The organism is Cronobacter sp. HA18006 (assembly GCF_011605445.1).
In the GTDB taxonomy this organism is placed as follows: Bacteria; Pseudomonadota; Gammaproteobacteria; order Enterobacterales; family Enterobacteriaceae; genus Cronobacter; species Cronobacter sakazakii.
Window position 1 is genome coordinate 24328 of record NZ_JAANQB010000022.1, and the last position, 16380, is coordinate 40707.

Annotated in this window: 14 protein-coding genes, 1 tRNA gene and 1 pseudogene; 4 read left to right on the forward strand and 12 right to left on the reverse strand. The window is 57.8% G+C overall.

The window, feature by feature from the left end:
• Nucleotides 1-191 precede the first annotated feature (191 nt).
• A complete protein-coding gene (locus tag G9X48_RS21615) occupies nt 192-2132 on the forward strand; it encodes a methyl-accepting chemotaxis protein (protein ID WP_279537497.1) in 1941 nt (646 codons plus the stop codon).
• Between the two features lie 174 nt (nt 2133-2306).
• Nucleotides 2307-2849 carry a sterol desaturase family protein gene (locus tag G9X48_RS14775; RefSeq protein WP_097641233.1) on the forward strand — a complete coding sequence of 181 codons (543 nt, stop codon included), beginning with the start codon at nt 2307-2309 and terminating at the stop codon, nt 2847-2849.
• On the opposite strand, the gene crtB is transcribed toward G9X48_RS14775, so the two are convergent.
• The 7 genes from crtB to G9X48_RS14810 all read right to left on the reverse strand — a co-directional run bounded on the left by crtB (nt 2737) and on the right by G9X48_RS14810 (nt 10420).
• Entirely contained in the window at nt 2737-3708 is a 972-nt protein-coding gene (gene crtB, locus G9X48_RS14780; RefSeq protein WP_097641234.1) for a 15-cis-phytoene synthase CrtB, read from the reverse strand. The genes G9X48_RS14775 and crtB overlap by 113 nt on opposite strands.
• Nucleotides 3705-5183, reverse strand: a complete 1479-nt coding sequence (locus G9X48_RS14785) for a phytoene desaturase (RefSeq protein WP_007870891.1) — start codon at nt 5181-5183, stop codon at nt 3705-3707. Before G9X48_RS14785 ends, crtB begins: the two co-directional genes overlap by 4 nt.
• Nucleotides 5176-6351: a lycopene beta-cyclase CrtY gene (gene crtY / locus G9X48_RS14790; protein WP_097641235.1), complete on the reverse strand. Its 1176-nt coding sequence runs from the start codon at nt 6349-6351 to the stop codon at nt 5176-5178. The genes G9X48_RS14785 and crtY overlap by 8 nt, the downstream gene beginning before the upstream one ends.
• Nucleotides 6348-7622, reverse strand: a complete 1275-nt coding sequence (locus G9X48_RS14795) for a glycosyltransferase (protein WP_097641236.1) — start codon at nt 7620-7622, stop codon at nt 6348-6350. Before G9X48_RS14795 ends, crtY begins: the two co-directional genes overlap by 4 nt.
• Entirely contained in the window at nt 7619-8662 is a 1044-nt protein-coding gene (gene fni, locus G9X48_RS14800; protein WP_097641237.1) for a type 2 isopentenyl-diphosphate Delta-isomerase, read from the reverse strand. The genes G9X48_RS14795 and fni overlap by 4 nt, the downstream gene beginning before the upstream one ends.
• A 42-nt stretch (nt 8663-8704) precedes the next feature.
• The gene (locus G9X48_RS14805; RefSeq protein WP_004388238.1) at nt 8705-9610 is read right to left on the reverse strand and encodes a polyprenyl synthetase family protein; all 906 of its coding nucleotides are present in this window, start codon (nt 9608-9610) and stop codon (nt 8705-8707) included.
• A gap of 261 nt (nt 9611-9871) precedes the next feature.
• On the reverse strand, nt 9872-10420 hold the full coding sequence (locus G9X48_RS14810; protein WP_004388240.1) for a YtfJ family protein: 549 nt from the start codon (nt 10418-10420) through the stop codon (nt 9872-9874).
• A gap of 157 nt (nt 10421-10577) precedes the next feature.
• Here G9X48_RS14810 and G9X48_RS14815 point away from each other — a divergent pair, with 157 nt between their 5' ends.
• Entirely contained in the window at nt 10578-10949 is a 372-nt protein-coding gene (locus G9X48_RS14815) for an STY0301 family protein (protein WP_097641238.1), read from the forward strand.
• 1260 nt (nt 10950-12209) lie between these two features.
• Here G9X48_RS14815 and G9X48_RS14820 read toward each other — a convergent pair.
• The 3 genes and pseudogenes from G9X48_RS14820 to G9X48_RS14825 all read right to left on the reverse strand — a co-directional run bounded on the left by G9X48_RS14820 (nt 12210) and on the right by G9X48_RS14825 (nt 13111).
• The gene (locus tag G9X48_RS14820) at nt 12210-12467 is read right to left on the reverse strand and encodes a hypothetical protein (RefSeq protein ID WP_012123803.1); all 258 of its coding nucleotides are present in this window, start codon (nt 12465-12467) and stop codon (nt 12210-12212) included.
• Between the two features lie 47 nt (nt 12468-12514).
• A pseudogene (locus tag G9X48_RS21660) lies at nt 12515-12738 on the reverse strand (site-specific integrase); the annotation flags it as partial.
• Between the two features lie 297 nt (nt 12739-13035).
• Nucleotides 13036-13111 (reverse strand) — tRNA-Ile (locus tag G9X48_RS14825).
• Nucleotides 13112-13236: 125 nt separating this feature from the next.
• Here G9X48_RS14825 and mug point away from each other — a divergent pair.
• The gene (gene mug / locus G9X48_RS14830) at nt 13237-13743 is read left to right on the forward strand and encodes a G/U mismatch-specific DNA glycosylase (protein WP_004385589.1); all 507 of its coding nucleotides are present in this window, start codon (nt 13237-13239) and stop codon (nt 13741-13743) included.
• Nucleotides 13744-13795: 52 nt separating this feature from the next.
• On the opposite strand, the gene G9X48_RS14835 is transcribed toward mug, so the two are convergent.
• Both G9X48_RS14835 and rpoD read right to left on the reverse strand, forming a co-directional pair.
• The gene (locus G9X48_RS14835) at nt 13796-14218 is read right to left on the reverse strand and encodes a hypothetical protein (protein ID WP_004385590.1); all 423 of its coding nucleotides are present in this window, start codon (nt 14216-14218) and stop codon (nt 13796-13798) included.
• A 242-nt stretch (nt 14219-14460) separates the two neighbouring features.
• Nucleotides 14461-16305 carry an RNA polymerase sigma factor RpoD gene (gene rpoD / locus G9X48_RS14840; RefSeq protein WP_004385591.1) on the reverse strand — a complete coding sequence of 615 codons (1845 nt, stop codon included), beginning with the start codon at nt 16303-16305 and terminating at the stop codon, nt 14461-14463.
• Between the last annotated feature and the right edge of the window lie 75 nt (nt 16306-16380).

Consider the following 16380-nt stretch of genomic DNA (forward strand, 5'->3'; position numbering starts at 1 on the left):
CACTTAATTACCTGCGTGATAATATTTTTTTAACATATATCCTGTGATTATTTTACCCAATATATTTTCTTTTTCTGATAATTATTGAATTTTTTTGAACCTTTTAAAATAACGCGTGCGCTAAAGGATCATTCTTTCACTGACGATAAACAGTTAAACAATTTTTATCATTTAACGTGATGGTGAATGCAATGGCTTTAGTGACGTCGTTTGGCGAGAAAGTGAATAATCTGAGCGTCGGCAAAAAACTGACGTCGGGTTTTATTATTGTGCTGTGCATTATGCTGCTGATTGCTGGTGCCGGAATTTATGGTTTTCGTCAGGTGGATGAGAATGCCCGTAAGGAAACGCTGACCGTCAGTATCGTGACTGCCCTGAACGAAGCGCGTATTAACCGCACGATCTTCCAGCTGACCGGCGAGGAAAAATACGCCGAGCTGAACGCCAGTGCGCTGCGTCAGGTGGGTGAGCAGCTCGCGTCGCTGTCGCAATTTAATATGGATACCGAAGGGCGCGCCCGGTTTGCGGCCATGCAAACCAATCTGCAAACTTATCTCGGCGTGCGCGACAAATATATTCAGACGCTGCGCCAGCGTAATACGCTCGCCGCCGATCTGCATGAGCAGTGGCCGTCTCAGTTTATCGATCAGGCATCGGCGTATAGCGAGCAGGCGGCCGCCAGCCCGCAGGCGGCGATGCTGGCGGCCCGTCTTGCCGCGAAAGCGCAGCAGATACGGAGCGCCGTTGACGCGCTGATCACTCATGGCGACCGCGAGACGCTGAACAAACTCAATGAGCTGCTGGGCAGTATCGACACAACCGCCGCGCAACTGGGAGCCAGTACGCGTGATACGCCGCTGCCGTGGCTCTCCGCATTAACCGATCAGACCCGTATGCTGCACAGCAGCGCCGCGCTGTTTGTGTCGGCTTCAGGCGATCAGCAGACACAATCGACCGCGCTCAGCAACGCCGCGACCGCACTTAATGAAACGGTGAGCGAATTCCATGAGTTTCGCAAAATGCGCATGGCCAATTCCATCAGCCATGTTGAAACGCTGATGCTCAGCGGCACGCTGGCAGGTGTTCTGTTCGGGCTGATTGTCGCCGCGTTCATTACCCGCAATATCACCCGCCCGCTGCGTGAAACATTAGCAGTGGCGAACCGCATCGCGCAGGGCGATTTAACCGTTACCGTCTCGTCGCTGCGCCGCGATGAACCGGGCCTGCTGATGCAGGCGGTCGGCACCATGAACGACAGCCTGAAAAGCATCATTACCCGTGTGCGTCACGGCGTCGATAACGTATCGCGCGCCTCGTCGGAAATCGCCGCCGGGAATATCGATCTCTCATCGCGCACCGAAGAGCAGTCCGCCGCCGTGGTGCAGACGGCGGCCAGTATGGAAGAGCTGACCTCCACGGTGAAAGAAACCGCCGGTAACGCCCAGCAGGCGAGCCAGCTGGCCGCGCAGGCTTCCACCAACGCCGATCGCGGCGGGAAAGTGGTGAATGAAGTGGTCGAGACGATGCGCAACATCCAGGCGAGCTCCGGGAAAATCGCCGACATTATCAGTGTCATCAACGGTATTGCCTTCCAGACCAACATCCTGGCGCTGAACGCCGCCGTGGAAGCCGCGCGCGCCGGTGAACAGGGCCGCGGGTTCGCCGTGGTGGCGGGGGAAGTTCGCACCCTGGCAAGCCGCAGCGCCACCGCCGCCAAAGAGATAGGCGCGCTGATTACGGAGGCGAACCAGCGTGTCGAAAACGGCGCGCAGCTGGTGGCGAGCGCTGGTGAAGCGATGGAAGATATCGTCGGCTCCGTCGCCAAAGTGCGTGAAATTATGGATGAGATCGCCCGCGCCTGTACCGAGCAGAGCCGCGGCATCGCCCAGATTGGCCAGGCCATGTCGGAAATGGACACCACGACCCAGCAGAACGCCGCGCTGGTGGAGGAGTCCTCCGCGGCCGCCTCGTCGCTCGAAGAGCAGGCGCGCGAGCTGGAGCAGATGGTCGCGATATTTAACGTCGGCACCAGCGCGCCTCGCCGTGCTGAGCCCGCCGCCGTGCCGGTCGCGGCGCCTGCGCCGAAAGCGCTCGCGGTGGCGGGTGCTCAGGGCGAATGGGAACATTTTTAAGCGTCAGCTCAGACACACATTAACCCCGGCTTGCCGGGGTTTTTTTATTCGCAGAGGCAGGGCGACTCCCCCGACACTGACGCCTGGGTTGCTATACTCTCTGGGTTGCGGCGCGAACCGCGCTTACGTTTCCCGGCAACAGGACGTTCCCTTCAGGCGGGCCCAGGAGAAATTATGATTGTGCTGTATAACGTGGCGATTGTATTGCTGACGGTCGCGGCGATGGAAATCGTGGCGGCGCTGACGCACAAATATGTGATGCACGGCTGGGGATGGAGCTGGCATCTTTCCCACCATTCGCCGCGCAAAGGCTGGTTTGAAGTCAACGATCTCTACGCGGTGGTGTTTGCGGGCGTGGCGATTTTGCTTATTGCGCTTGGGGCAGGCGGACGCTGGCCGCTACAGTGGATTGGCGCGGGGATGACGCTCTACGGCGCGCTCTATTTTATCGTGCATGACGGGCTGGTTCACCAGCGCTGGCCGTTTCGCTATGTGCCGCGCCGGGGTTATCTGAAGCGGCTCTATCTGGCGCACCGGCTGCATCACGCGGTGCGCGGGCGCGAAGGCTGCGTCTCCTTTGGTTTTCTCTACGCGCCACCGGTGGCTAAGCTGCAGGCGGTGCTGCGTGAGCGTAACGGTCGTCCTGCGCGCGCGGCCGCTGCCAGAGCGCCGAAGGGCGAGGCGACGACGACGCGCCGCGAGAACTCACGGCCATAACCGCGCCTTTCGCCAGCAGGGCCACTTTCTCGGCCTTGCTGGTGCCCTGACGCGTTTCCCACGCGTTAACGCCCGCGCGCTTCACCTTTACGCCAATCTCCCGGTAGACCCCATGCGCGGTGGCGATAGCCCAGGCGCTGCGTAGCGGCAGACCGGCAAGCCCGGCGCGCGCCGAGGCGTAATACGGCTCCGCTTCATCCACCAGCCGTGCGGCGAGACGCGCCAGCGCCGGGCGGTGCGCGCGGTCTGTTAAGGTGTCAGCGCGAAGCCCTTCCTCCTGAAGCCACGTCTCAGGGAGATAACAGCGCCCGATGGCGGCGTCTTCGACAATATCCCGCGCAATATTCGTGAGCTGAAACGCCAGGCCCAGATCGCAGGCGCGATCCAGCACGGCCTCATCGCGCACGCCCATCACGCGCGCCATCATCAGCCCCACCACGCCCGCCACGTGGTAACAGTAGCGCAGCGTGTCATCAAAGGTGTGATAGCGCTCGTCGCGCACGTCCATCGCGAAACCTTCCAGATGATCGAGCGCCAGCGCAGGCGGGATCTGATGTGCCAGCGCTACCTCCTGAAACGCTGCGAAATTTGGCTCGCGCATCGGTTTGCCCGCGTAAGCCTCAAGCGTCAGCGCGCGCAGCAGGGCGATGCGCGCCTGCGGGGTGTCTGTCGGCGCGTCGGCCGTGCGAAAACCAAGCGTCTGGCCGTCAGTCACATCGTCGCAGTGGCGACACCAGGCGTAGAGCATCAGCGCGCTGCGTCGGGTTTTTGCGTCAAACAGTTTCGAGGCGGTGGCAAAGCTTTTCGAGCCCGCCTCGATGGTTTCTGTGGCATGCGTCAGCAGCGGTTTGTCACTCATGCATGCCCCTCCAGCATCAGCCCGGCGGTAGCCTTCGCCGAGCCGATAACCCCCGGAATACCCGCGCCGGGGTGCGTGCCCGCGCCGACTAAATAGAGGTTATCAATGCGGCTGTCGCGGTTATGTGGGCGGAACCAGGCGCTCTGGGTGAGGATAGGCTCCACCGAAAACGCCGAGCCATGATACGCGCCGAGCTGGTCGCGGAAATCGAACGGCGTGAACATACGGTGCGTCACCAGTTGTTCGCGAAGGCCCGGCATATAGTGCTGCTCAAGATATTCAAAAATCCGGTCGCGCAGACGCGGCCCTTCGACATCCCAGTTCAGGTTCGCGGTGCCGAGGTGCGGCACCGGGGCGAGCACGTAATAGCTGCCGCAGCCCGGCGGAGCCAGCGACGGATCGGTGACGCACGGCGCGTGCAGATAGAGCGAGAAGTCGTCCGCGAGCGAGTCGCGTTTAAAAATATCTTCAATCAGCCCTTTGTAGCGCGGCCCGAAGCAGACGGTGTGGTGTGCGAGCTGGCTGTGGTGGTGATTGAGCCCGAAATAGAGCACGAACAGCGAGTTGCTCATCCGCTTGCGGCGCAGTGAGGCCGCCTGCGAGACGCCGCGCGGGTGATGGCCCAGCAAGTTGTTGTAGGTATGTACCACATCAGCATTCGACGCCACGGCGCGCGCGGGAATGCGTCGGCCGTCGGCGAGCGTCACGCCGCTGATTTTGTCGCCCTGAGTATCGAGGCGCGTCACTTTGGCGTTGAGTTCAATCTCGCCGCCCAGATCGGTAAACAGCTTCACCAGCCCCTGCACCAGCGCGCCGGTGCCGCCACGGGCGAACCAGACGCCCCACTGGCGCTCCAGCGCGTGGATAAGCGTATAGATTGATGACGTCGCAAACGGGTTGCCGCCCACCAGCAGGGAATGAAAAGAGAACGCCTGGCGCAGATGATCGTCTTCGATAAATTTCGACACCATGCCATACACACTGCGCCACGCCTGAAGACGCGCGAGCTGCGGGCCTGCGCGCAACATATCGCGAAACGAGAGGAACGGCACCGCGCCAAGCTTCAGATAGCCTTCTTTAAACACCGCCTGCGAATACGCCAGGAACTGGCGATAGCCCTCGACATCGCGCGGGTTGAAGCGGGCGATTTGCGCCTCAAGGCTCGCCTGATCGTTATCGTAATTAAACACCTGGCCGTTCTCCCAGCACAGGCGGTAGAACGGCGTGACGGGCAAAAGATCGACATAATCGGCGATGTTTTTACCGGCCAGCGTGAACAGCTCCTCAATGGCTGAGGGATCGGTAATCACCGTCGGGCCGGCGTCAAAGGTAAACCCTTTATCTTCATAAACATACGCCCGCCCGCCGGGTTTATCGCGCTGTTCAAGCAGTAAGGTGGGAACGCCCGCCGCCTGTAAGCGGATAGCCAGAGCCAGGCCGCCAAAGCCGGACCCGATAACAACAGTTTTAGTCATGATGAAAAGCTCGCAGCCGGGGAGTTTGCTTTAGCACGGCCTGCATGGCCTCGCCCACCGGAACCGGGGGTTTGCCTGTCAGCAGTCGCGCCATATCCATTGGGGTCAGTCGTCCGGCGTAAAACCGGGCGATAAGCCCCGCATTGAGTCCATAAAAGCGCTGCATCACCTGCCAGCGTTGGTCCGGTTTTCCGGCCAGAAACAGCATCCGGTTCAGCAGCCGGAAAAAGCGCTGACGCCGCCACTGGCGCTGCGCGTAATCTGCCGTCAGCGCATACAGCGCTGCTGAAGACGCAGGCGGCTGCGCGGCGATAAGATCGGCAAGCGTTGCCGCGTGCGGCAGCGAATAGCCGGTCGTCGCGTGAAACAGCCCGGCGCGCAGGCCTGCGCGCGCCACGCCCTGCGCTTCGCGCCAGAATGCCTGCGGCGCGCCGGTAAGCGTAATCGGCAGGTTGCCGCGCTCCTCGCGCTCAAGCGTCGCGAGCTGCCAGCCCTGCGAACGCGCGTAGCTGGCGATATTTTCCCGCGCGCGGTCATGATCGAGTGTGGCGCTGTCGATGTAGTGGGTGTCTTCTATCAGTAAGGAATCGGGCGTGATCGGCAGCGTGTAGACAAACCGGTAGCCGCCCTGTTGCGCTACCGTGGCGTCCATCAGAACAGGGCGCGTCAGGCCGTGGGGCGCGGCGAGCCGCCACTGCTGGCCGAGGAACGCCTGCTGGCCTGCGGTGAGATGTGGGCTCGCCTGCCAGCCGCGGCCGTCAATCACCGCGCGGGCGTGCAGCGTGCGCCCGTCGGTGAGCGTCACGCTCTGCGGCGTCAGGCTCGCGACCGGCGCGTTGCGCCAGAGGCGTTCACCCGCGGTTTCCTGCAAAACGTGAGCGAAACGCTCAGACGTGACGCTGTAGTAGCCGCCATCCAGCGTGCGCGTCAGCGCCGGAAAGCGCACCTCGTAGCTGTCCCAGCGGTGCGCCACCAGCGGTGTGAGCCAGGCGTGCTGTTCGGCCGTGAGATCCGCGCCGTGAAATGACCAGGTGTGATTGCCGCCGGGCGCGTCGCTTGCCTCAAGCAACAGCACGTTAAGCCCCGGCTGTCGCGCGCGCAGGCGCAGGGCGATAAGCCCGTTTGCCAGACCGCCACCAGCGAGAATCAGATCCCACCGCGTGTTCATAAAGGAGCCTGCGCGAATACAGGGCGGCGCTCATCCAGCGCCTGTTCAGCGATCTGCGCCGCGCGTACGACGCCGCCCGCCTGCGCCAGCGCGCGCTGCATCGCGACGAGACGCGTGCGGCAGCGATCGTCGCCAAGCAGCGTTTTAAGCTTGCGGGCAAAGGTGCGACGCCCGGCGAAGCGCGAGACGCGCTGCCCGATGCCGCAGTGCTCCACCCGCGCCGCCACGCCGGGCTGATCGAACGCCAGCGGCACCACTAACAGCGGCGTGGCGCTGGCGATAGCGTCCATCACCGTGTTAAGCCCGCCGTGGGTAATGACGGCATCCGACTGGCTGAGCGCCAGCGGCTGGTCGGTAAATCCCGTGACCTGTGTGGCCCCGCTGGCTTTCAGCGCGCTGGCCTGCGCGTCATTCAGGCCGCCGCAATGCGCGACCAGCAGTTCGACGTCAGCGTCGCGACAGGCGCGGGCGATGGTGCGAAACAGCCCGTAGCGATGCCCCTGTAACGTGCCGAGTGAGGCGAACACGCGCGGGCGTGTCGCGTCTGGCACCGGTTCCGCTACCGGCGGCTGCGGCGGACGCAGCGGACCGACTGCATGAAAGCAGGGCGGCAGTGCGTGGCGCGGGAAATCGAGCGCGCTGAGCGTCTGGCTGATTTGCGCCAGCGGCGAGAGACAATCATGCAGCCCGCGACGGGGCGAGAGCCCGAAGCGCTGCGCGTGGTGGGCAATCACTTTACTCTGGCGACCCATCAGCCAGTCGTGTATCTGCTGGCTGGTCTGGTAAATCTTGCGGGCGCGCGGCGTCTGCGCATAGCGAAACGGCATGACCGGCAGCGGAAGCCCTGCCTCGCGGTTAACCGGCAGGGCGCAGGCGACCGAGACAAACGGCAGCTCCAGCGCGTCGGCGACGATACCGCCCGCGGGCTCCATCTGATCGACAATCAGGCCGTCCACGCCAAGACGCGTCAGCGCGTCGGGCAGCTCCCGGCACAGCATATCGGTGGTGCGCGCCAGATCGTCAATCAGGCTCAGGATGGCCGGGCCGCCCGGATGCGCGGTCAGGCGTAAGGTGCGGGCGAGGCTGCCGGGCGGATGGCTCGCTTCGCCTACCGGGTAAAAACCGATGTTCGAATCGTCCAGCAACGTGCGGGCCTCGGCCTGCTGAATAAAGGTGATGCGATGCCCGCGCGCGATAAGCGCCTGTGCGAGCGCCTGCATGGCATGAACGTGACTGTAAAGCGGGGGCGTAATGACGGCGTAATGGCTCATTCCTCATCCCCGACGCGCGCCAGCCGGGCCTCACGCAGCGCGCTGATACTGGCGCTGCCGGTGCAAAAACAGGCGACCCGCAACTGTTCAATCACGACCGCGAAATGGTCCAGCACGGCGCTGGTGGAGGTGGTCGCGCTGCCGAGCACCGCCGCGGCCTGCCCGACGAGACTTGCGCCCATCGCCAGGGCTTTGGCGGCGTCGATACCGTCGCGAATGCCGCCAGAGGCGATAAGCGGCATCGACGGGAATGCCTGATGTATCTGGCGCAGCGCCTGCGCGGTGGGAATGCCCCAGTTGGTGAAGGCCATCGCCACGTTACGGGCATGGTCGCTCGCCGCGCGTTCACCTTCCACGGCGGCCCAGCTGGTGCCGCCTGCGCCTGCCACATCCAGCATCGTGACGCCTGCCTCCGCAAGCTGGCGCGCCACCGGCACCGAGAGGCCAGCGCCGACTTCCTTTACCACCACCGGCACGGGAAGGGCGTTCACGACGCGTTCAATTGACGCCAGCACGCCGCGCCAGTCGCGATCGCCGCCGGTCTGCAGCGCCTCCTGCAACGGATTAAGATGAATAATGAGCGCGTCCGCCTCCACCATATCGACGGCGCGCCGGGCGTAATCCAGCCCCTGAATGCTGCCGATTTGCGCGGCACCGAGATTCGCCAGCAGCGGGATATCCGGCGCGTACCGGCGCAGTTCGCCCGTCAGCCCCCAGTTGTCCTCGCTCTCCAGCGCCACACGCTGTGAGCCGACGCCCATCGCCAGCCCCAGCGTCTGCGCGGCTTCGGCGAGGTGACGGTTGATATCGCTCGCGCGCCGCGCGCCGCCGGTCATGGAGCTAATCAGAAGCGGCGCTTTCATCACGCGGCCAAACAGGCGGGTGCTGAGATCGATGTCGTCAAGCGCGAGTTCCGGCAGGGCGCAGTGCTCAAAACGCCACTGCTCAAAGCCGGTGCGAATCGTTTGTTTAGCCCGCTCCGGGTGCAGAACGATATCCAGATGATCGTTCTTGCGTTGGCTCAGTTCCTTGTCCTTCATTCATACTCCAGTAACAGTCACTGTCGGCGACACGGCGCGCTTTCAGCCAAACATAGCCAGCTGTTTATCAAACCAGGCGTACATAAAACGGCGGGTGGACGCGCCGCGCGAACAGGCACCGGTGAGATGCTCATCGGCGCGCAGCAGGTGATCGCGCAGGCGCTGATGCACCGCTTCCGGACCAAGCATCGCCACCAGCGTTGATTTCCCGGCGTCTTTATTAATGTCTTTACCGGTATGGTTCAGGCCATCCGCCAGATCGTCAAGCAGCTGGAACGCCTGGCCGAGATGGCGCGAGAACTCGCGAAGCTTATGGCGCACCGACGCGGAAGCGCCGGCGGCGATGGCGGCGATTTGCAGCGTGGCGTCAAACAGCACGCTGGTTTTGAGATCGTTAGTGGCAAGTATCGCCTCGGCGCTGCGGGCCTGGTTGCCTTCGCTGAGATCGCGAAACTGCCCCTGCACCAGCCCCTGCAACCCGACGGCGCTGGAAAGCTCGCTCACCGCCTGAGTTTTGCAGCTATCGGATAACGGGTTGGCCTGCGCCACCACGCCGAATGCCCGGCTCAGCAGCGCCACCGCCGCGAGGATCGCCACGCTTTCGCCATACTGGCGGTGAATGGTGGGCTTGCCGCGGCGCAGCAGGGCGTTATCCATACACGGAATATCGTCGAGCATCAGCGAAGCGGCGTGCACCATCTCCACGGCGCAGGCGAGATCCATCAACGCGGGCTGACTGGCGTCGCAGCCGAGATCGCGCGCGGCGAGAATGAGCAGCAGCGGACGCACCCGCTTACCGGGCGTCAGCGCGCCTTCGCGCATCGCGGCGCAGACCAGATCGCGCTCCTGGCCCGGCGGCAGAAGCTCGTCAAGGCGGGTTTGCAGCGCGTCGCGCAGCGCCTGCAATTCGATTTCCTGCCCTGAAGATTTCACGGCGTTAGCGTTCATGGTTAAGGCCTCTGATGGTGTCCGTTATCGCTGTGGCGTGGAAGGAATGAAAAGCGCAACTGCGCGCGAGTGCCGCCCTCAGGCGCGCGGCAATCGTCGCATCAGGCGAAATGTGGGATTTTTTGTGTCTGAACAACTGATTATCTTCACGGTAATCTTTCCGGATACGTTCTTAAAAAGCGTAGCGTAATCCCGGAAAATTTCTTCAGCTAACCTCAGTGTGGCACAAAACTTTACAATTCTGTGAGCTGTTGTACAGGTTTATGCGAGCAGAGAGCGCAGCAGCGTCATCACCTGACGGACTTCATCCGGCGTAAGCGCGCCATCTTTGGCGAAGCGGATGCGGCCATCTTTATCCAGAACCACCACGGCGGAACCGCCCGGCTGAAGCCGCCAGGCGCGCTGCACCGCGCCCTGGCCGTCGAGCACAAAGACCGATGAGGGATACGCTTTTTTGGTGCTTTCCAGACTGCGGCGCACAAAGATGGCGCTGCCGGGAATGGCATCATCGGTGTTGATTATCGTGGTGGCCTGAAATTTATCTGCCGGCAGTTGCGCCGCCGCGATGGCGTCGCTGATGCCTTTATTCAGATCTTTCGCCGACAGCCTGCCCGCCACATGCAGCACCAGGCCCACTTTGCCGCTAAGCCGCGCGCTGTTCCAGTCACGATAATCAATCTCGCCCTGATTCAGCGTCAGCTCGCCGCGCTCAGCCACGCCAACCGGTGCCACCCGTTCGCCTTCCGTAAAATTGTGCGCGCAGGCGAAAAAGGGCAGCAGAGTGCAGATGAGCAGTAACGAACGCAGCATGGGAAATCCTCAATATGGGGAGTTGGGAAAAGTGTAGTGGAGATTGCCCGGTTGGGTTGAGGGATGACAGATGAGCGTGTTCTGACGTTTTGATCGGGAGAAGAGTGAGGTTATTGATTTTGAGGTATAAAGGAAAATCAAAAACAGGGAGACGAGAATGATGGGATGGATCAAAGCCGCGTTGTGTAGTATCGGCGTGATGTTTTTCTCAGGCGCTGCATGGGCTGAAAAAATCCAGTGCCCGACTACTCTGACAGAGAAAAATCACGTCCACAGGCTGCATCTGGTCGATGTGTTTGAAGGCCCGCCGGAAGAGCTTGCGTCTTTATTGCCAGATACGGACGATGAAATGATCTGGACATTAAGCGATTCGCAAAACTATGCGAAAGCGCATAACACCGCTGTTTTTCTGGTGTGCCAGTATCAGGGCACCGCTAAAAAAATCACCCTGAAGGTACCTGCCAGCGCCAAAAAATGTATGGCCTGGTTTGGGAATAATAAAAATGATTTCTATGCCGGGTGTGAGTAGTGGTTTCAATTCACGTCCCGCATATTCAAGGAGCGGAAGCCCCGCTACGCGTCTGGTGATGTAGGCGAAGGTAGACGTTTTGGCCGAAGCGTCGGCGGAGGCTGGTTTTATGGAGGCGCAGCCGTCTTCTGGCGCTCTGTCACTAATTGTAAGGGGAAACCAAAATCCCTTTGAATTATTACGGCCTGTCAGTAAAGAGGCTGCGCTAATGCGTTGGGATTATTACGGTAAAACAGGTAACTGAAAAAATAGAGGTTTCACATCGTGGCTTTTTCCTAATCCGTAGAAGTTCCGTAATGAAATGCCTCATAAATGGCATTTCCCTGAATTCATGTAAGCCATTATTGCATGGGGCGATTTCCGGTCAGTTATAGTTACAATCACACTATGAATGGCACTTACATGGAAAAAGCAAAAGGAGACACACATACCTTATGTAGCCGGATAGAGCTGTAAGCTGCTGCACTTGGTTACGTTATCCCTTATATAAAAATGGAATTTACAAAAAGTGCTTATAACATAAAAGATGATGCTCGGGGATACAGCTTCTATACACCAGCGATTCAGTCGAAGATGCAACATATTTCCAGAAGGTATGAGTTCAACTTTAATAATGTTGGTGGGCCAGTATCGCATGTAAGCACGGTTAAATTTTTTTGATGCCCAGAAAATAACAAAAATTGATGACCACCTTGTTAAAAGAGGATTTAAGCAACAAGAAAATGCGATATCGAAGCGACTTGCTGGGTGACGGCAACCCAATAGAAACCGTGTGCGTTAATACTTCTCAAGGGGAAAATAGGGTAATTGTCGAGGTAGTAAATCATTTTCCGTAACAGGCAGCAATTTTAACGTAGATAGATATAGTCGCTCGTCAGGCGATTTGTTCATCACCATTATTCATCCGCTCTGCTCAGCGTCAATTAATACATCGCGATGTGAGTCATGTCTGCATCAGACACATGAGGTTAGCCACAGGAAAAATCGACTCTCAGACGGGCAGAACATGACTGTTCTTCGCAAGACCGAAGCAGTAAACGTATGTCAGGCAAAGGGGTTGTCGCAACATTATGCGGGCTGGTAGGTCTGCTACTGTCGACATATCGTTACTCGGCTCAGCGTTCGGTTGCTGATACGCAACAGTCTCTACGCATTGAGCTGGCGTTTTGGTTACGGGGATATCTGGCAGTTTTTACCGTTATTATGAAATCCGATTAGGTGAACAAAGCCCCAAAATTTCATCAGGGGCTTTCGACAGGCTTACTTCGTGTAGCTATTTCGAATGGTACGCAGAATGACACGCCCGTTTGGCTCTTCGCCATCGCCCTGAATAACAGAAAAGGTGTTTCCATCAAGGCATTTATCAATTCTTTTTTGGCCTAATTCTGTAATACGCCAGGAGGCATCCGCAGCTTTTTTATAATCATAATCGTTGACTTCAGTGTTATCTTTAGCATGGATAACAATCCTGATTCCCTCTGTTTCCCATACTTTATCTTCAAAATCACGTACTTTCATTTTTAATCCCTATTGCTGTTTTTCGTCTAAATAATCCTAAGGCCCCTTTAGATGTTAAAACCTAAACAATCCTTTAAATGCTCAGGAGCCAAATGAGAATAACGCATTATTATCTTAATGTCTCTATGGACGAGCATTAATGTAGAACTAATGAGTTTCCACCATTCATCATAAATCGACAGGTAAATGTGTGCCGTACCATACAGGTGAGTTGTCGTGCTGGTAATTCTGTGTGTGCTCTTTCCAGTACAGCTCGAAACATGCAATAACATGCCCTAACAGATGATCTTTTTTATCCCGGCTAAGGCGGCATAAAGTTCTTTATCGATTAGAACGATGTTTTTTTCTGTCATATATTGTGATTTATACGATTTTATATTCGTGGGCTGGGTTTTTCTCATGTTTACCGCCTCAACAAGGGAGTGTTATTGAAGACAGCCTATGATTACGTCTTCTGAACTCTGTGCAATTTGTTGCCGTCTATCTGCTGAAGTTGAGGCGCTTAAAGCAGAAACAAAAAAGCCACCCTCGCGAGGTGGCTTAATTATATGAATTTAAAGCTAAAATTTGGTGGCCCCTGTTGGGTTTGAACCAACGACCAAGCGATTATGAGTCGCCTGCTCTAACCACTGAGCTAAGGGGCCGTGGCGCTGGATTATAAAGTAACTGGCGACGCCAATCCAGTCTCGGTGTCGCGGCTGCTGAATTTGTAAGCAGGCGCGGCGTAAGGCTTTATACTTTACAGATCCGAGAGTTAACAGGAGAGGACATGATTAACGATATTCTTGAGCCGGGTCTGCGGGTGGTCTTTTGCGGGATTAATCCGGGAAAGTCGTCGGCGCATACGGGGTTTCACTTTGCGCATCCGGGTAATCGCTTCTGGAAGGTTATTCATCTGGCCGGGTTTACGGATCGCCAACTGAAGCCTGAAGAAGAGCGCCATTTGCTGGATACGCGCTGCGGCATCACGAAACTCGTAGAACGCCCGACGGTGCAGGCGAACGAAGTGGACGTAAAAGAATTGCATGAGGGCGGGCGTAATCTCATTAAAAAAATCGAGGATTTCCAGCCAGATGCGCTCGCGGTGCTGGGCAAAAAAGCCTATGAGCAGGCATTCAGCCAGCGCGGTGTGAAGTGGGGTAAGCAGAAGCTAAAAATCGGCAAGACGGAAATTTGGGTGCTGCCTAACCCAAGTGGGCTGAATCGCGCTTCGCTCGATAAGCTGGTGGAAGCCTACCGTGAGCTCGACGACGCGCTGGTGGCGCGCGGCAGATAACAGAACGGCGCAACTCTCGCTGCGCCGTTATGAGCAGAAAAAGGCAGGTGGTTTAGCCGCCAGCCTGTTCAATAATCAGCTTACCGAGCGACGACTGGATGCGGAAGCAGAGCGTCTTGATTTGCGACTGATACATCGTGATGACAATGTCGTTTAGCTCCGGCGTCATCCCGTCTTTCAGCGCCAGATATTTCCCCGTTTTCGCGGAGAGTGCGTCCATTTCAGCGGCGTAGCGGCTGTAGGTTTTCGGGCCGTAGTGCTTGAGCGCGTCGAGCTCTTTACGGCAGGTCGCCATGCTGTTGGTGCTTTCAGAGGCTGCCGAGAAAGGCTGGCTTTCAGGCTGCTGTGGAGCAGGCGGCGTTTGCGCGGCGACCGGAGCGGGCGCTGGCGTAAGCGGCGTTACCTGGCTTTTTGGCGGCTGGCTGGCGCATCCGGCCAGTAAAACGCATGTCATAAATAACAGCGACTTGTTCATCCCGGTTCCTTGCAATGTTATCAACGCGATGTTTCATTTTTATACGCAAAATCTCACAGCAAATTACTCAGAATCTATAATCCTGACAAATTCTTTTTGCTAATTAATCCACGCATATCACGATGATTTATCGTTGCAGGGCCGCCTGTTGAAAGGTAGCCCGTAAAAGTCGCTTCAGTCATTTCTGGTGCCAATAAAAAAGCCCTCCGAAGAGGGCTTTTTAAACGCGTTATCACAGACGATTAATCGTCCAGGAAGCTGCGCAGCACTTCAGAACGGCTCGGGTGACGCAGCTTACGCAGCGCCTTCGCTTCGATCTGACGGATACGTTCGCGGGTTACGTCGAACTGTTTACCCACTTCTTCCAGCGTGTGGTCGGTGTTCATGTCGATACCGAAACGCATACGCAGCACTTTCGCTTCACGCGCGGTGAGACCGGCCAGCACGTCGTGCGTCGCCGCACGCAGGCTTTCGGTGGTCGCGGAGTCCAGCGGCAGCTCGAGGGTGGTATCCTCGATGAAATCCCCCAGATGCGAATCTTCATCGTCGCCGATCGGCGTTTCCATGGAGATAGGCTCTTTGGCGATTTTCAGCACTTTGCGGATTTTGTCTTCCGGCATCAGCATGCGCTCGGCCAGCTCTTCCGGCGTCGGCTCGCGGCCCATCTCCTGCAGCATCTGGCGGGAGATACGATTGAGCTTGTTAATGGTCTCAATCATGTGCACCGGAATACGAATGGTGCGCGCCTGATCCGCGATAGAGCGGGTGATGGCCTGACGGATCCACCAGGTCGCATAGGTGGAGAACTTGTAGCCGCGGCGGTATTCGAATTTATCTACCGCTTTCATGAGACCGATGTTGCCTTCCTGAATCAGATCGAGGAATTGCAGGCCACGGTTGGTGTATTTCTTGGCGATAGAAATAACCAGACGCAGGTTCGCCTCAACCATCTCTTTCTTCGCACGACGCGCTTTCGCTTCGCCGATAGACATACGACGGTTGATGTCTTTCACCTGCTCAATGGTCAGGCCGGTTTCTTCTTCGATCTGCTGCAGTTTTTGCAGGCTGCGGTGCACATCTTCCGCCACGTCGTGGAGCTTTTCAGACCACGGTTTGTTCATGGCGATTGCCGCGTTAAACCAGGTTTCGCTGGTTTCGTTGCCGGTGAAGAGGGTGATGAAGTTCTTCTTCGGCATTTTGCACTGCTCAACGCACATCTTCATGATGATACGTTCCTGGGTACGCACGCGGTCCATCATGGTGCGCATGCTGTTCACCAGATAGTCAAACTGCTTCGGCACCAGGCGGAACTGTTTGAACACTTCAGAAAGCTTCAGGATCTCTTCCTGAGACGCCGCGTTGCTGCGGCCTTTGGCTTTGATGGTGTCGCGGGTCACTTCGTACTGGGTACGCAGCTCACCGAATTTTTCACGGGCCAGTTCCGGATCGATGCTGTTGTCGTCATCGCTGCTGTCGTCGTCAGACTCTTCGTCTTCATCTTCGTCATCATCCATCTCTTCCTGAGAGAGTTCTGAGCCGACATGCGTCGCGGTAGGCGCCAGATCTTCTTCGGCGTTCGGATCGACAAAGCCGGTGATCAGATCGGAAAGACGCGCTTCGCCCGCTTCAACGCGATCGTACTGCTCCAGCAGATAGGTGATCGCTTCCGGGTATTCGGCGACAGAGCACTGAACCTGATTGATGCCGTCTTCGATGCGTTTAGCGATGTCAATTTCGCCTTCACGGGTCAACAGCTCAACGGTACCCATTTCACGCATGTACATACGAACCGGGTCAGTGGTGCGCCCGATTTCAGATTCAACGCTTGAGAGCACCTGGGCCGCAGCTTCTTCCGCGTCTTCGTCGGTGCTGTTGGAGTTTTCAGCAAGCAACAGATCGTCGGCGTCCGGCGCTTCTTCCATCACCTGGATGCCCATGTCGTTAATCATTTGGATGATGTCTTCGATCTGATCGGAGTCGACGATATCTTCCGGCAGATGGTCATTGACCTCGGCATAGGTCAGATAGCCCTGCTCCTTACCACGGGTGACAAGAAGCTTAAGCTGTGACTGCGGGTTTTGCTCCATAAGACGGTATCCACACTTATTTCATGAGGTTGGTGTCGGTAGGCGTTGCCGCCAACAATAACGTGTGCCCCGGGG

Bases quoted from the DNA above. Each gene is read 5' to 3' on its own strand.
- G9X48_RS14810 (WP_004388240.1), bottom strand. From the start codon at position 10,420: ATGCTGCGTTCGTTACTGCTCATCTGCACTCTGCTGCCCTTTTTCGCC.
- G9X48_RS21615 (WP_279537497.1), top strand. From the start codon at position 192: ATGGCTTTAGTGACGTCGTTTGGCGAGAAAGTGAATAATCTGAGCGTC.
- G9X48_RS14815 (WP_097641238.1), top strand. From the start codon at position 10,578: ATGATGGGATGGATCAAAGCCGCGTTGTGTAGTATCGGCGTGATGTTT.
- G9X48_RS14805 (WP_004388238.1), bottom strand. From the start codon at position 9,610: ATGAACGCTAACGCCGTGAAATCTTCAGGGCAGGAAATCGAATTGCAG.
- G9X48_RS14835 (WP_004385590.1), bottom strand. From the start codon at position 14,218: ATGAACAAGTCGCTGTTATTTATGACATGCGTTTTACTGGCCGGATGC.
- G9X48_RS14795 (WP_097641236.1), bottom strand. From the start codon at position 7,622: ATGAGCCATTACGCCGTCATTACGCCCCCGCTTTACAGTCACGTTCAT.
- G9X48_RS14820 (WP_012123803.1), bottom strand. From the start codon at position 12,467: ATGAAAGTACGTGATTTTGAAGATAAAGTATGGGAAACAGAGGGAATC.
- crtY (WP_097641235.1), bottom strand. From the start codon at position 6,351: ATGAACACGCGGTGGGATCTGATTCTCGCTGGTGGCGGTCTGGCAAAC.
- rpoD (WP_004385591.1), bottom strand. From the start codon at position 16,305: ATGGAGCAAAACCCGCAGTCACAGCTTAAGCTTCTTGTCACCCGTGGT.
- G9X48_RS14775 (WP_097641233.1), top strand. From the start codon at position 2,307: ATGATTGTGCTGTATAACGTGGCGATTGTATTGCTGACGGTCGCGGCG.
- mug (WP_004385589.1), top strand. From the start codon at position 13,237: ATGATTAACGATATTCTTGAGCCGGGTCTGCGGGTGGTCTTTTGCGGG.
- G9X48_RS14785 (WP_007870891.1), bottom strand. From the start codon at position 5,183: ATGACTAAAACTGTTGTTATCGGGTCCGGCTTTGGCGGCCTGGCTCTG.
- fni (WP_097641237.1), bottom strand. From the start codon at position 8,662: ATGAAGGACAAGGAACTGAGCCAACGCAAGAACGATCATCTGGATATC.
- crtB (WP_097641234.1), bottom strand. From the start codon at position 3,708: ATGAGTGACAAACCGCTGCTGACGCATGCCACAGAAACCATCGAGGCG.